Origin of the sequence: Lysinibacillus sp. K60 (assembly GCF_019731275.1) — a bacterium.
GTDB lineage: Bacteria > Bacillota > Bacilli > Bacillales_A > Planococcaceae > Lysinibacillus > Lysinibacillus capsici.
In genome coordinates this window covers 129,191-143,195 of sequence record NZ_JAASJR010000004.1, presented here as the reverse complement: position 1 = coordinate 143,195, position 14,005 = coordinate 129,191, and the positions used below count along the sequence as shown (strand labels likewise).

Sequence of the window (14,005 nt, the reverse complement as noted above, 5' to 3'; positions counted from 1 at the left end):
GATGAATGACGTTGATTCATTTATATAAGGAATTGCAGCCTGGCGATCCTTTCGACATTCGTCTACCTCATGCATTTTCTACACAAGAGCGTCAATTAGTTACATTATTTTATCAACCATTAACGGGATCAGAGCCAGTTAGCCTCTATTTAACATTGTGGGCAGAAGCAGAGCAAATGCCAAAGCAGCAAATGACACATTATTATTTAATGAATGTGCTAGGGCTACCAATTGGTAAAGTGTTTGAGGCTCGTATTGCATTAGAAGCTATTGGTTTGCTGCGTACATGGAAAAAAGAAAATGCTGGTGAGCGTAGTTTTTTATATGAGCTACAGCGCCCATTAGATGCTGATAGCTTTATGAAAGACCCGCTGCTGTCGATGTTTTTGTTTAGTAAAATTGGAGAGCAGGCTTATCGCAACTTACGTCAGCGCTTTATGTCACCTGTAAAGGACTCGGCGTTTAAGGATGTATCTCGTGCTTTTATTGATGTCTATAAGCCTGTGCATGCCAATATTCCATCAGCTTTACAAGTGGATACAAGTCATAAGGATAAACAGCAAAAAGTATATCCTTTTTATTTGGAGCAATTCGATTTTGATTTATTGCAAGCGGGTTTGTCTGAGCAATTGGTACCTTCTAATTTATTGACATTTGAGGTGCGTGAAGCTATAGCCAAGTTGGCATTTTTATATCATTTAACAGCCCTTGATATGCAAAAAGTAGTCATACTTGCTTTAGATGATGATTTAGGAATTTCTCAGGAACGTTTACGAAAGGCTGCTGCTGATTTTTATAAATTAACCGTATCCAAGGAGCCGCCAAAACTTGCGCGTGTCACCGAGCCTTTACCAGTAGCAGATGCGGGACAAAAAACCAAGGATCAGGAGCTTCAACACTATTTAGAAACAACGGCGCCTGTCCAAGTTTTAAGAGATATAAATAATGGTAAAGAACCATTACAAACCTCTGTCCAGCTTGCAGAAAATTTAATCGTTCAACATGGTATGCCAATTGGAGTGGTCAATGCATTGTTAGAATACGTTATGCTAACAACAGATATGAAGCTCCCTAAAAAATATGTGGAAACGATTGCCGATCATTGGGTAAGAAAAAATGTCCAAACAGCTAAGGAAGCAATGGAACTTGCACGCCAAGAGCATGATAAATATACAGCCTGGAAAAACAAGCCGCAAACTTCCAATAAAACGAGTCAACAGACTAAGGGACGTTCAAGATATCAACGTGAAGAAAAAGTGCCTGAATGGTTCTATAAACGAAATGAAAATCAAGAGGAATCTACCTCTAGTACTATAGATTTTGAAAAAGAGCGACAAAAAATATTAGAGATGCTAGGAAAAAGCGAATAGTAAAGAAGGTGAGCAGTAATCGAACCTATAAATGGACCACTAAAGCGAGCAATTAATGTACCCTCGTTCCAAGAACGCTATGAAGCCATGCGACGTGAAATTTTAGAGCATCCGCATGTGCAGGAATTTTTAGCGCAGCATGCAGATGAATTAAGCTATGACAATGTTGAGCGAAATTTACCTAAACTGCATGAGTTTATTAGTCAATCTACTGAGTGCTGTGGGTGTGATAATACAGAACATTGTACAAACTATTTAAAAGGATTCCTCCCTACATTAAGGGTTGTTCGGAATTCTATTGAAATGGACTATGTGCGCTGTGAGCAAAAGATTAGGGAAGAAGAGCGTCGAGATATTGCGAATATGATTGCAAGTATGCATATGCCAAAAGATGTGCTACAAGCAACAATTCATGATTTAAGTATTGATGATGAATCACGTGTGGCGATTGCACAAAAAGCAGCTCAATTTGTTAAAATAACAAAAGAAACTGGTCAATTACCTGCAAAAGGATTTTACTTATATGGTAAGTTTGGTGTTGGGAAATCCTTTGTACTTGGTGCATTGGCCAATGAATTAGCATCTATTAAAATCCGCTCTGTGGTAGTTTTCGTTCCAGAGTTTTTACGAGAAATGAAAAATGCCATTGGTGATAATACATTGAATGAGAAAATTGATTATATTAAAAAGGCTCCTGTTTTAATGCTAGATGATTTAGGTGCGGAGACGATGACTGCCTGGACACGTGATGAAATTTTGGGGACTATTTTCCATTATCGGATGGCAGAGCAATTGCCAACTTTTATTACGTCTAATTTTAACTATGAAGAATTAGAGCATCACTTAGCACAGTCACAAAAAGGTGATATTGAGGTTGTCAAAGCGGGACGAATTATGGAACGAATTAAAGCCCTAACAGTGCCGATCGAAATGCGAGGCAAAAATCGTCGGATGTAACATTGATAGTTGCATTTTTCGACAATCGAGCGTATACTGACTCATATACTTAATATCAATATGCATTGATGAGGACATGAATTTTGTGTATCAGCTTTTAGAGAGGGAAGTCATTGGCTGAAAACTTCCTAGTATGGGCACATTATTTACTACCTACTGAGCAGCGAAAGGGATAATCTTTCGCCGGTCCCTAGCCCGTTAGCTAGCCTTGAGCTTCGTCTGACTTTATGTAAGTCGGAAGGAAGAAGGGTGGAACCACGAGCATACGCTTCGTCCCTTTTGTGAGGGACGGAGCTTTTTTTATTTTTCTCCGATTTCATTGAAATCGATGTGAGAAGTGATGGCCCCACTCCTATAGGAAGGGAAGTCGCTTGCGAAAGTGGTTAACTTGCTCTTAGAGAGTAAGAAACCGCTCAGAAACATGAAGATGCCGCTCTGATTGCACAGAGAAATGCTCAAAAAAGCAACGACTCCGCTCAAACCAAGCGGTAGAGTCAAACAAACATTGCTCCAGCCAATCATCAAGCATTATGTATTTATCAAAAACAAAGGAGTGCAAAGAAGATGTCAGAAATGATTAAATTAACTTTCCCAGATGGCGCTATAAAGGAATTTGCAAAAGGCACATCAACTGATGACGTAGCATTATCTATTAGCCCTGGCTTACGTAAAAAAGCGTATGCAGGTAAAATTAATGGTGTGTTAGTGGATTTAAAAACACCAATTGAAGAGGATGCAACAATTGCAATCATTACACAAGATGATGAGGAAGCACTTGAAATTTTACGTCATTCAACTGCCCATTTAACAGCGCAAGCTATTAAACGTCTATTCCCAGATGCGAAGCTTGGTATTGGTCCGGTAATTGAAGGTGGTTTCTACTATGATATCGACTCACCAACACCAATCACAGCTGAAGATCTACCAGCCATTGAAAAAGAAATGAAGAAAATTATTGCTGAAAACCTTGAGGTAGAACGCAAAAATGTAAGCCGTGCAGAAGCACAAGCCCTTTATGAAGAAATTGGTGATGAGTATAAATTAGAGTTACTTGAAGCCATTCCTGCAGATGAGCAAGTATCTATTTATTATCAAGGCGAGTTTTTTGATCTTTGCCGTGGTATCCACGTACCATCTACTGGTAAACTTCGTGAATTCAAGCTTTTATCATTAGCGGGTGCTTACTGGAGAGGGAACTCTGATAACAAAATGTTACAACGTATTTATGGTACAGCGTTCTTCAAAAAAGAGGAATTAAAACACCACCTCCAAATGCTAGAAGAAGCAAAAGAACGTGATCACCGTAAAATCGGAAAAGAATTAGAACTGTTCACAACTTCTCAAAAAGTTGGCCAAGGTTTACCACTTTGGTTACCAAATGGTGCAACAATTCGTCGTGTTATTGAACGTTATATTGTCGATAAAGAATTATCACTTGGCTATAAGCACGTTTATACACCAGTATTAGGTTCTAAAGAGCTTTATCAAACTTCTGGTCACTGGGATCATTATCAAGATTCAATTTTTCCACCAATGGAAATGGATAATGAAACATTAATTATGCGTCCAATGAACTGTCCTCACCATATGATGGTGTACAAAAACAGCATGCATTCTTATCGTAACCTACCATTGCGTATTGCAGAACTTGGCACCATGCACCGTTACGAAATGTCAGGGGCTGTTTCAGGCTTACAACGTGTTCGTGGGATGACATTAAATGATGCCCATATTTTTGTTCGCCCAGATCAAATTAAAGCGGAATTCCAAAAAGTAGTACAGTTAATTTTAGAGGTTTATAAAGATTTCGATCTTAATGATTACTCATTCCGTTTATCTTATCGCGACCCAGCAGATACTGAGAAATACTTCGATGATGATGCAATGTGGGAAAAAGCACAAAGCATGCTAAAAGAAGCAATGGATGAACTTGGCTTAGACTACTTTGAAGCGGAAGGTGAGGCTGCATTCTATGGTCCTAAACTTGACGTTCAAGTAAAAACAGCAATTGGTAAAGAAGAGACTTTATCTACAGTTCAATTAGACTTCTTATTACCAGAACGCTTCGACCTAACTTATGTTGGGGAAGATGGTAAACCTCATCGTCCAGTTGTTATCCACCGTGGTGTTGTATCAACAATGGAACGTTTTGTTGCCTTCTTAATTGAAGAATACAAAGGTGCATTCCCAACTTGGTTAGCACCGGTACAAGTTGAAGTTATTCCAGTATCGAATGAAGCTCACTTCGACTATGCAAAGCAAATTGAAGAGCAACTTACAGCGGCTGGTCTACGTGTGGAAATGGATGATCGTGAAGAGAAATTAGGCTATAAAATCCGTGAGGCACAAATGAAAAAGATTCCTTATATGCTTGTTATCGGGGATAAAGAGGTTGAGGCAAATGGCGTAAATGTTCGACGTTATGGCTCGAAAGATTCCGAAACAATTAGCTTTGAGGATTTCCTATCAGCTATTAAAACAGAAATTACAAAATAATCTTTAACTAGAAACCCTTGCTTGCCAAAGTGAGGGTTTCTGTATAAAATAAATCTTGCATTTGTATAGAATAGTTTCATTTTGGTTAAGTTAGCACTGATAAGAAAATAAATATTTGACAGCTTATCATATACATGCTAATATAGTTAAGGTTAATGAATACAAAGTTTGTGGTTGAAGTAGAGGCTGCCCGCTTCTCACCTGATACAACGCTTTAAAGGCTGTGAACAGGTATGACACGTTGAATTGTTTTGCGTAGACTTGCGCATGCACATATAGCGGGCGGACATCTTCAAAAATGTCCGTCCTTTTTTTATGGACATGACGAGAGGATGTACCGTTCAACCGGGCAAGGCTTTGCCCAAACCATGTATTCGCGACAACTACTTGGAGGTGGATTACTATTAGCAAAGACATGTATGTAAACGAAGGCATTCGCGCACGTGAACTTCGATTAATCGATCACAATGGTGACCAGCTTGGTGTAAAGACACGTAATGAAGCGCTAGAAATCGCCGCTCGTGTAAACTTGGATCTTGTCCTTGTGGCCCCTCAAGCCAAGCCGCCAGTCGCTCGTATCATGGACTATGGTAAATTTAAGTTTGAACAGCAAAAGAAAGACCGTGAAATTCGTAAAAATCAAAAGGTCATCGTAATGAAAGAGGTTCGTTTGAGCCCAACAATCGATGAGCATGATTTCCAAACGAAGTTACGTAATGCGATTAAATTCCTTGAAAAAGGCGATAAAGTAAAATGTAGCCTACGTTTCAAAGGTCGTGCGATCACACACAAAGAGATTGGTCAACGTGTGTTAGATCGTTTTGCTGAAGCTTGTGCTGAAGTATCAACGGTAGAACAAAAACCGAAGATGGAAGGCCGAAGCATGTTCTTAGTTCTTCAACCAAAGAACGAGAAATAATATTAGACGAACAGTTTAGGAGGAATTCGACATGCCAAAAATGAAAACTCACCGTGGAGCTGCGAAACGTTTCAAAAAAACGGGTTCAGGTAAATTAAAATACGACCGTGCTTATGGAAGCCACTTATTCGCAAACAAATCTACGAAACAAAAACGTCACCTACGTAAAGCGAACATCGTATCATCTGGTGACTTCAAACGCATCAAATCTTTACTTGTATACATGAAATAATTGACTACAAAAAAATACTAACATTCATTTTTAAATGAAAAGCAGGAGGTAATTCATATGCCACGCGTAAAAGGCGGAACAGTGACGCGCAAACGTCGTAAAAAAGTATTGAAATTAGCTAAAGGTTACTATGGTTCAAAACATACATTATACAAAGTTGCTAACCAAGCAGTAATGAAATCAGGTCAATATGCATACCGTGACCGTCGTCAGAAAAAACGTGATTTCCGTAAATTATGGATCACTCGTATCAACGCAGCTGCTCGTATGAACGGTCTTTCTTATAGCCGTTTAATGCACGGTTTAAAAGTTGCAGGTATCGAAGTTAACCGTAAAATGTTAGCTGACCTTGCAGTAACTGATGCTGCAGCATTCACTCAATTAGCAGACGCTGCTAAAAAAGCAGTAGCTAAATAATAGCTGACAACATTAACTGTTATTTCTGCACCGAAAGCGCAGCGACAGGTGCAAAATGACACAAATGCGATAAAAAGACTGATGGGTTTTTCCATCAGTCTTTTTTGTGTTAGATTAATAGTATCACGGTTTTAAAGGAGTAAGAAATGGGACAAGCATTATTAGCTTATATGAGCATTGTATCAATTGTATTGCTCATTTTAATGGGGATGGATAAATCGCGCGCAAAGAATCATGAATGGCGTATAGCAGAGCGTACATTATTTACACTAGCCATAGCAGGAGGGGCAGTTGGAGGTGTATTGGGTATGTATTTATTCCGCCACAAAACACGTCATAACCACTTTGCATTTGGTTTTCCCCTACTTGCAGCCATACAAATTTTTATCATTGTGCAGCTGTGGACATAAATGAGAATAATTAAAACACATCCTCATTATGGGGATGTGTTTCGCATAAGCTGTTCAATGGGCTGCTTCCAATTGATTTTGGCGCTTGGATAGTTCAATAATATTTCTTGCTGCAAATATTCAAAGTCGCTTTTGCTGAAGCCTTGTAATGTTGCAGCATCACGCGCACCGACGAAAATGGTTACAACCTCAAATGCATCCTCTGTTGTGCCTAGGTATTTTTCACCTTCAAAAAGAGCACCCTTATAAGAAATAAAGAAATTTTTTCGGACATTTTTAACGTCATCATAGAAATAATACTGGCCTTTTTCATAGGCTTCATCAAGTTTGCGTTTAGGATCGGTTATATAACGAATCGCTTTGTAAAATACATAGATAATAAGCGCTATTACAGCAAGTCGAATTAGTAACGGCAACATGTTTAAATTTCCCCCTTGAAGAAAGGTTATTCTTTCCTATACGATTAGAAGGGTCAAATAGTTTCACTTTTTATAAAAAATTTTTTAGAAATTTAGGAGAAAAAAATGAATTTACAACAATTGTTTACCATGCAAAAAGAGCTTGATGATTTTATCGAGCAAACACAAAATATTCAGCAAGATGTGTTTCAGGAAAAGGGCTTAGCCTTACTAGTGGAGCTAGCTGAGCTTGCTAATGAAACACGTTGCTTTAAATTTTGGAGCACAAAGGGACCATCAGCACGTGAAGTCATTTTAGAAGAATATGTAGATTCGATTCATTTTATCTTATCTCTTGGCTTATTAAAGGGCTATACATCGATTGAAATGTGGCCTTTCGTAGAAGAGAACAAAGATTTAACGGCTACTTTTTTAGAAACACAAAGTGCTATTTTAGCATTTATTCATCAACCTACAGAGGAGCGTTATTTAGCTATTTGGCAATACTATGGGTTACTAGCGTATAATCTCGGTTTTACATTTGAGGATGTGGTAAGTGCTTATCTTGAAAAAAATCAAGAAAATTATCATCGGCAGCGTTCAGGTTATTAAATTAAGAAATACACCAATTTTCAGACGATTAAGCTAGGAATATTTCGGTAAACGAAGTATAATAAAATAGATACAAGAAGTAGGAGGCAAAAGGATGACACAACTAGATCCAACATTACAAATGTTTAAAGATTTAACAGATGCAAATGGTATTGCAGGCAATGAACGTGCACCGCGTGAGGTCATGAAAAAATATATTGCACCATATGCAGATACTGTAGAAACAGATAACTTAGGTAGTGTCATTGCTAAAAAAATTGGCGATGAAAACGGTCCTAAAATCGTCGTGGCAGGACATTTGGATGAAGTAGGCTTCATGGTTACACAAATTGATGACAAAGGCTTTATTAAATTTCAAACAGTAGGTGGCTGGTGGAGCCAAGTTATGCTTGCACAGCGTGTAACGATTACTACACGTAAGGGCGATGAAGTGATTGGGGTTATTGGTTCAAAGCCACCTCATATTTTACCTGCTGATGTACGTAATAAAGTAGTAGACATTAAAGATATGTTTATCGACATTGGTGCAGCTTCTAAAGATGAAGTTCTTGAGTGGGGCGTTCGTCCTGGCGATATGGTAACACCGTACTTTGAGTTTAATGTAATGAAAAATGATAAGTATCTATTAGCTAAAGCTTGGGATAACCGTATCGGCTGTGCAATTGCGATTGATGTTATGAAAGCGTTACAAAATGAAAAGCACCCTAATATTCTCTATTCTGTAGGGAATGTACAAGAAGAAGTTGGACTTCGCGGTGCTAAAACTACTACACATAAAATCCAACCAGATATAGGATTTGCAGTAGACGTAGGTGTAGCAGGAGATACTCCTGGAGTTACAGCAAAAGAATCAACGAGTAAGATGGGTGCAGGCCCTCAAATCGTTGTGTATGATGCATCTATGGTTTCACATCGTGGCTTACGTGAATTCGTATTAGATGTAGCAGATGAGCACAATATTCCATATCAATTTGAAGCGATGGCTGGCGGTGGTACAGATGCTGGCTCCATCCACGTAACAGCAAATGGTGTACCAGCACTATCAATTGGTATTGCGACACGCTATATCCATTCACATGCAGGTATCCTACATCGTGATGATTATGATAATGCCGTTAAATTAATGGTAGAAGTCATTAAAAAATTAGATCGTGATGCAGTCAATAAAATTACTTTTGAATAATTAGAAGAAATGGACTTGCCCTCTAACAAATGTTGTTAGGGGGCTTTTCATTATTTTTAGTATTAAATTTTCTCCCTCTGCTACCAATAGTGACAAAGCTCCCAAACTATTTTTACACATTGTACCTTTGATACATTTTAGTACCTTATCCATAAATAAGTTATATATGCATAAATATTCGATTTGACGAATTTTTGTCACATTTAATAACAAATAAATAAGAATAAAAATTAATTATAAAAATTCAGTTGATTTTATATTTATGCATGTTATACTAATTTCAACAGCAACGATATAAGGAGCGAAGGCTATGAAATTACTCGAAGAAGTACAGTTAAAGTTAGTGTCTAGTTTAAAAGGAAAAGATCTACTAACTTTGCTAGACTATACAAGTCAAGAGGTTCAAGATCTTATTGAATTAGCGACACAGCTTAAAATGATTACAAAAGAGGGGAAATGCCCAAGATTATTAGAAGGTAAAACGCTTGGAATGATTTTCGAAAAGCATTCAACTCGTACACGTATTTCATTTGAAGTTGGTATGAATCAATTAGGTGGAAAAAGTATGTTTATGCATGCGCGTGATTTGCAAATTGGTCGTGGCGAATCGATTTATGATACAGCTCATGTATTATCGGGCTATTTAGATGGTATTATGATTCGTGCAAACTCTCACGCAATGGTCAAAGAGCTGGCGGAGCATGCAGTAATCCCAGTTATTAATGGATTAACGGATGTTTATCATCCTTGTCAGGCATTAGCTGATTTAGAGACGATTGCAGAAAATAAAGGCATGTTAAAAGGACTTAAAATTGCCTATGTAGGAGATGGCAACAATGTAGCACACTCACTCGTAGTAGCTTCAGCACACGTTGGCATGAATGTAGCTGTTGCGACTCCTGTAGGGTATGAATGTGATGGGGAAGTCATCGCTAAAGCACAGGCGATTGCGGCAGCAAATGGCAGTACGATTATGATCACGAATGATCCTGTTGAAGCAGTATTAAATGCAGATGTCGTCTATGCAGATGTTTGGACATCTATGGGTCAAGAGGAAGAAGCAGCAAAACGTTTACAAGACTTTGCTGGCTATCAAATTAATGATGAGCTAGTAGCCTATGCAAAACCAAATTATATGTTCTTGCATTGCTTACCAGCACATCGTGAGGAAGAGGTTGCAACTTCAGTTATTGATGGATCTAATTCTTACATCTTTGAGCAAGCTGAAAATAGATTGCATGCACAAAAAGCTGTATTAGCATCGATTTTAGCTTAAATTTAGACATATGCTTTCTCGAGTTGAGAAGTACCATAGATAGAGTTTACATGGACAACAGAGGGTGTTCATGTAAATAACATAAAAGTGGTAGGCAGACAGAGGGATGTTCACCACGTGCGATGTTTGTTGTCAAGATGGATGGCTACATCGCTACATAGTAAAGTAACCTGGGAGACGCTGGGTTACTTTTTTTCTTTGTCAAAATATAAAATATAGTTTTCTTATAAGTTATAGAGAATATAAGGAATTATTTATATAATAGGTTAAATAATTAATGAAGGGGTGAACTCCTCGTGAATATAGACCATATCGAGGCATTTTTATATGTTGTCCATTACAAAAGTATCCATAAAGCAGCCAATGCATTATTTCTTTCACAGCCGACTGTAACTGCACGTATTAAGTCATTAGAACGAGAGCTAGGTGTGGAGTTATTTTACCGAGATGGAAGAAGTGTGAGCGTATCAGAGAAAGGGAAAGATTTTTTACCATTTGCCACGCAAATTGTGCAAACATTTCAGCAAGGAAAGAAGCAATTAGAAGAAACGCAGGAGACCGATGAGGTATGTATTGGTGCAAACGGTGTAACAGCTCAGTATTTTTTAGCCTATGCATTGCCTAAATGGAAAGAGCAATTCCCTTATTTGCGTTTTCAATTATTTACAGGTTCCACAGCAAACATTTTAGAAAAGCTACAAAGCCACCAAATTCATCTAGGCTTTATTCAATATGTACATGGGAATGACATTGAGAACGAGCTTTTATTGAACAATACAGTGAAACTTGTCAAACACCGTGATCACCCATTACAACTAGATGAACTCATTCAAGCAAAAGAATTAGCTCAACAGAAAATGGTATTTTTTGAATGTGGCGCGTTTGATTGGAATTATGTGCATAAAATGTTTGAGGTAGAGGGAGTAGCAGCCAATATTGAGGTACGAACAGATCATTTAGAAGTTGCCAAAGAATTTATTCGGACAAAAGACTATTTAAGCTTTTTACCACATCTTTGTATCAAAAAGGAGCTGGAAAGCGGTGAATTTGTGGAGATAGACGTTAAGCATTTGCTGGATATGAATCAACATATATTTTTAACCTATAAAGAGAAGGAGACATTGCCATCAGCCTTTTGGCAGACAATTTGTGAAACAGCTAAGCATTTTGAAAGCATAGGAGACACGTATTGATAAAAAATTTTATCACCACATAAAATTTTTTCTATTACTGTACCTATTGCATATCGTCTAAAGGAACGGTAATATCATTCTCAATCCAATAAAACATACTTAACCACTATGTTTAGTAAAATAAAAATTGAGGAGGAATTGACATGGCTAGACAGGATAAAATTCGATTTGGAGCAATTATTCATGGGGTAGGAGGAAATATTTCTGGTTGGCGTCATCCAAAGGTGGCGAGCAATCAAAGTGTAAGCTTACCTTTCTATATTCAGCAGGCTCAGAAAGCAGAGCAGGGAAAATTTGATGTAGCATTTATTGCGGATGGTTTATTTATTAACGAAAAATCCATCCCTCATTTTTTAAATCGATTTGAACCTATTACAATCTTATCGGCTTTAGCAGTAGCGACGAAAAACATTGGGTTAGTTGGAACAGTCTCAACTTCCTATAGCGAACCATTTACAGTAGCACGCCAATTCGCTTCATTAGATCATCTTAGTGCTGGGCGTGCTGGATGGAATGTTGTAACGACTCCATTAGAAAGTACTGCTTTGAACTATAACAAAACAATTGACCAACATCCTAGCCATGCAGAACGCTATCAAATCGCGGAAGAATACTTAGAGGTTGTCAAAGGCTTATGGGACTCGTGGGACGATGATGCGTTTATTGCAGATGTCAACAAAGATCAATTTTTTGATCCAGAAAAATTACACACATTACATCATAAAGGGCGATATTTTTCAGTCCAAGGACCACTCAATATTGGTCGAACAAAGCAAGGCCAGCCCGTTATTTTCCAGGCTGGGTCGTCTGATGCAGGCATTCGATTAGCTGCAAAAGATGCAGATGCCATTTTTACACATGGGGCATCTATTGAAGAGGCACAGAAATTTTACTTGAGAGTAAAAAAAGAGGTGGCAACATTTGGACGAAATCCTGAAGAAGTGAAGATTTTTCCAGGTATATCACCAATTATTGGCGATACGGTGGAGGAAGCAGAAGCGAAATATCAAGAAATTGTTGAGTTAGTTTCCATAGACCGTGCTCTTGCTTATCTTGGACGTTACTTCGACCATCATGATTTTACCCAATACGATGTGGATGCACCGTTTCCTGATCTAGGGGATATTGGAGCCAATAGCTTTAGAAGCACAACCCATTATATTAAACTTTATGCTAAGCAGGAGGGTCTGACATTACGTCAAGTCGCTTTACGCGAGGCGACACCAAAAACAGCCTTTTTTGGGACAGCTGAGCAAGTAGCAGATCTTGTACAAGAATGGTTTGAAAAGGAAGCAGCAGATGGTTTTATTATTGGCGTGACAGTACCTGGTGCTCTTGAAGATTTTGTTGATAAAGTAGTGCCAATTTTACAAGCAAGAGGGCTATATCGTAAAGATTATGAGGCAGATACTTTGCGTGGGAATTTAGGTTTACCCTTCAAGGAAAGTCGCTATGTTAAACAGTCTGTCTAAAAACCTAGTAAATTCATTTGAATAAAAGAGATTAGGAGGTATTGTATGAGTTATACATTAGGCATATTAGATCAAAGCCCTATTATTGAAGGAGCAAGCAATGAACAAACATTACAAAAAACGGTAGCCTTAGCACAGAGAGCTGAGCAGTTAGGCTATTCACGTTTTTGGGTATCGGAGCATCATCATACAGAGTCATTAGCAGGCTCTTCTCCAGAAATATTAGTTTCTTATTTACTTGCCAAAACCAAATCCATTCAAATTGGGTCAGGAGGGGTTATGCTACAGCATTATAGCCCCTATAAAGTAGCGGAAAATTTCCATGTTCTAGCATCATTGGAGCCAGGACGTGTAGATTTAGGCATCGGTAAAGCCCCTGGTGGCTTGCCACTTTCCACGAAGGCTTTACAATATGGCACACTCAATCAAGGGGGAGATTTTGAAGAGAGACTAATATTTTTACAGCAATTAATTGAGCAAACCATACCAAAAGAGCACGAATTATATGGCATACAAGCAACGCCAATTCCAAAGACAAAGCCAACATTATTTTTACTTGGCGCTAGCCCTGAAAGTGCTGCTCTTGCAGGAAAACTCGGCATTGCATTTGTCTTTGCTCGATTTATTAATAGTGATAATGATGTATTGGTGCAAGCGGCTTCAACCTATCGCAGTCATCATCCAAACGGTACTTTTGCGCTTTCTATTGCTGCACTTGCTGCTCCAAGTAAAGAGGAAGCGAAAAAACTAATAGGAGATCAAAAAATTACAAAGGTGCATTTAGCAAGTGGCAGAAGCCTGACGCTACAATCAGTAGAGCTAGCAGAGAAATTTGGTCAGGAATCTGGAGAGGAATATACAGTGGAACAGTATGAGGCTGATATTTTATACGGTACGGCAGAAGAAATTAAAGCCATTTTAGATAACTACCATGTACGATTCCAAATCGATGAATTTATTTTGCATACGCCCATCTTGAAGGAATTTGAACGTCAACGTTCGTTTGAGCTTTTAAGTCCTGTCCATTTGCAGTTACAACAAAAGGTGAAGGTAATCTAAGGAGGTCATGA

Annotated in this window: 14 protein-coding genes; 13 read left to right on the top strand and 1 reads right to left on the bottom strand. The window is 38.3% G+C overall.

Annotated elements, in window-relative coordinates; all coding sequences use genetic code 11:
• Window positions 1–5: 5 nt before the first annotated feature.
• The 7 genes from HCH28_RS11040 (at window position 6) to HCH28_RS11010 (ending at window position 6,801) form a co-directional block, all read left to right on the top strand.
• Window positions 6–1,370 carry a replication initiation and membrane attachment family protein gene (locus HCH28_RS11040; RefSeq protein ID WP_255601185.1) on the top strand — a complete coding sequence of 455 codons (1,365 nt, stop codon included), beginning with the start codon at window positions 6–8 and terminating at the stop codon, window positions 1,368–1,370.
• A gap of 27 nt (window positions 1,371–1,397) precedes the next feature.
• Window positions 1,398–2,327 carry a primosomal protein DnaI gene (gene dnaI / locus HCH28_RS11035; RefSeq protein WP_370635379.1) on the top strand — a complete coding sequence of 310 codons (930 nt, stop codon included), beginning with the start codon at window positions 1,398–1,400 and terminating at the stop codon, window positions 2,325–2,327.
• Window positions 2,328–2,891: 564 nt separating this feature from the next.
• Entirely contained in the window at window positions 2,892–4,823 is a 1,932-nt protein-coding gene (gene thrS / locus HCH28_RS11030) for a threonine--tRNA ligase (protein ID WP_221680973.1), read from the top strand.
• A gap of 415 nt (window positions 4,824–5,238) precedes the next feature.
• A complete protein-coding gene (infC, locus tag HCH28_RS11025) occupies window positions 5,239–5,742 on the top strand; it encodes a translation initiation factor IF-3 (protein WP_016994853.1) in 504 nt (167 codons plus the stop codon).
• 31 nt (window positions 5,743–5,773) lie between these two features.
• Window positions 5,774–5,974, top strand: coding sequence for a 50S ribosomal protein L35 (gene rpmI / locus HCH28_RS11020; protein ID WP_004226312.1), 201 nt, complete (start codon window positions 5,774–5,776; stop codon window positions 5,972–5,974).
• Between the two features lie 57 nt (window positions 5,975–6,031).
• Window positions 6,032–6,391: a 50S ribosomal protein L20 gene (rplT, locus tag HCH28_RS11015; RefSeq protein ID WP_004226314.1), complete on the top strand. Its 360-nt coding sequence runs from the start codon at window positions 6,032–6,034 to the stop codon at window positions 6,389–6,391.
• Window positions 6,392–6,537: 146 nt separating this feature from the next.
• A complete protein-coding gene (locus HCH28_RS11010) occupies window positions 6,538–6,801 on the top strand; it encodes a DUF1294 domain-containing protein (RefSeq protein ID WP_221680972.1) in 264 nt (87 codons plus the stop codon).
• Between the two features lie 26 nt (window positions 6,802–6,827).
• On the opposite strand, the gene HCH28_RS11005 is transcribed toward HCH28_RS11010, so the two are convergent.
• Window positions 6,828–7,220 (bottom strand): sigma-w pathway protein ysdB, encoded by a 393-nt coding sequence (locus tag HCH28_RS11005; protein ID WP_221680971.1) that lies wholly within the window; start codon window positions 7,218–7,220, stop codon window positions 6,828–6,830.
• 105 nt (window positions 7,221–7,325) lie between these two features.
• Here HCH28_RS11005 and HCH28_RS11000 point away from each other — a divergent pair, with 105 nt between their 5' ends.
• The 6 genes from HCH28_RS11000 to HCH28_RS10975 all read left to right on the top strand — a co-directional run bounded on the left by HCH28_RS11000 (window position 7,326) and on the right by HCH28_RS10975 (window position 13,994).
• Window positions 7,326–7,811 carry a dUTP diphosphatase gene (locus tag HCH28_RS11000; RefSeq protein ID WP_221680970.1) on the top strand — a complete coding sequence of 162 codons (486 nt, stop codon included), beginning with the start codon at window positions 7,326–7,328 and terminating at the stop codon, window positions 7,809–7,811.
• 94 nt (window positions 7,812–7,905) lie between these two features.
• Complete coding sequence (locus HCH28_RS10995) at window positions 7,906–8,994, top strand: M42 family metallopeptidase (protein WP_221680969.1); 1,089 nt, start codon at window positions 7,906–7,908, stop codon at window positions 8,992–8,994.
• A 310-nt stretch (window positions 8,995–9,304) separates the two neighbouring features.
• Window positions 9,305–10,270: an ornithine carbamoyltransferase gene (argF, locus tag HCH28_RS10990; RefSeq protein WP_221680968.1), complete on the top strand. Its 966-nt coding sequence runs from the start codon at window positions 9,305–9,307 to the stop codon at window positions 10,268–10,270.
• Window positions 10,271–10,566: 296 nt separating this feature from the next.
• On the top strand, window positions 10,567–11,463 hold the full coding sequence (locus tag HCH28_RS10985) for a LysR family transcriptional regulator (RefSeq protein ID WP_221680967.1): 897 nt from the start codon (window positions 10,567–10,569) through the stop codon (window positions 11,461–11,463).
• Between the two features lie 143 nt (window positions 11,464–11,606).
• Window positions 11,607–12,935 carry an LLM class flavin-dependent oxidoreductase gene (locus HCH28_RS10980; RefSeq protein WP_221680966.1) on the top strand — a complete coding sequence of 443 codons (1,329 nt, stop codon included), beginning with the start codon at window positions 11,607–11,609 and terminating at the stop codon, window positions 12,933–12,935.
• A gap of 45 nt (window positions 12,936–12,980) precedes the next feature.
• Window positions 12,981–13,994, top strand: coding sequence for an LLM class flavin-dependent oxidoreductase (locus tag HCH28_RS10975; RefSeq protein WP_221680965.1), 1,014 nt, complete (start codon window positions 12,981–12,983; stop codon window positions 13,992–13,994).
• Window positions 13,995–14,005 lie beyond the last annotated feature (11 nt).

Excerpts from the sequence above, each read along its gene's own strand:
- HCH28_RS11040 (WP_255601185.1), top strand. The coding sequence starts at position 6 with ATGACGTTGATTCATTTATATAAGGAATTGCAGCCTGGCGATCCTTTC.
- thrS (WP_221680973.1), top strand. The coding sequence starts at position 2,892 with ATGTCAGAAATGATTAAATTAACTTTCCCAGATGGCGCTATAAAGGAA.
- infC (WP_016994853.1), top strand. The coding sequence starts at position 5,239 with ATGTATGTAAACGAAGGCATTCGCGCACGTGAACTTCGATTAATCGAT.
- rpmI (WP_004226312.1), top strand. The coding sequence starts at position 5,774 with ATGCCAAAAATGAAAACTCACCGTGGAGCTGCGAAACGTTTCAAAAAA.
- rplT (WP_004226314.1), top strand. The coding sequence starts at position 6,032 with ATGCCACGCGTAAAAGGCGGAACAGTGACGCGCAAACGTCGTAAAAAA.
- HCH28_RS11010 (WP_221680972.1), top strand. The coding sequence starts at position 6,538 with ATGGGACAAGCATTATTAGCTTATATGAGCATTGTATCAATTGTATTG.
- HCH28_RS11005 (WP_221680971.1), bottom strand. The coding sequence starts at position 7,220 with ATGTTGCCGTTACTAATTCGACTTGCTGTAATAGCGCTTATTATCTAT.
- HCH28_RS11000 (WP_221680970.1), top strand. The coding sequence starts at position 7,326 with ATGAATTTACAACAATTGTTTACCATGCAAAAAGAGCTTGATGATTTT.
- HCH28_RS10995 (WP_221680969.1), top strand. The coding sequence starts at position 7,906 with ATGACACAACTAGATCCAACATTACAAATGTTTAAAGATTTAACAGAT.
- argF (WP_221680968.1), top strand. The coding sequence starts at position 9,305 with ATGAAATTACTCGAAGAAGTACAGTTAAAGTTAGTGTCTAGTTTAAAA.
- HCH28_RS10980 (WP_221680966.1), top strand. The coding sequence starts at position 11,607 with ATGGCTAGACAGGATAAAATTCGATTTGGAGCAATTATTCATGGGGTA.
- HCH28_RS10975 (WP_221680965.1), top strand. The coding sequence starts at position 12,981 with ATGAGTTATACATTAGGCATATTAGATCAAAGCCCTATTATTGAAGGA.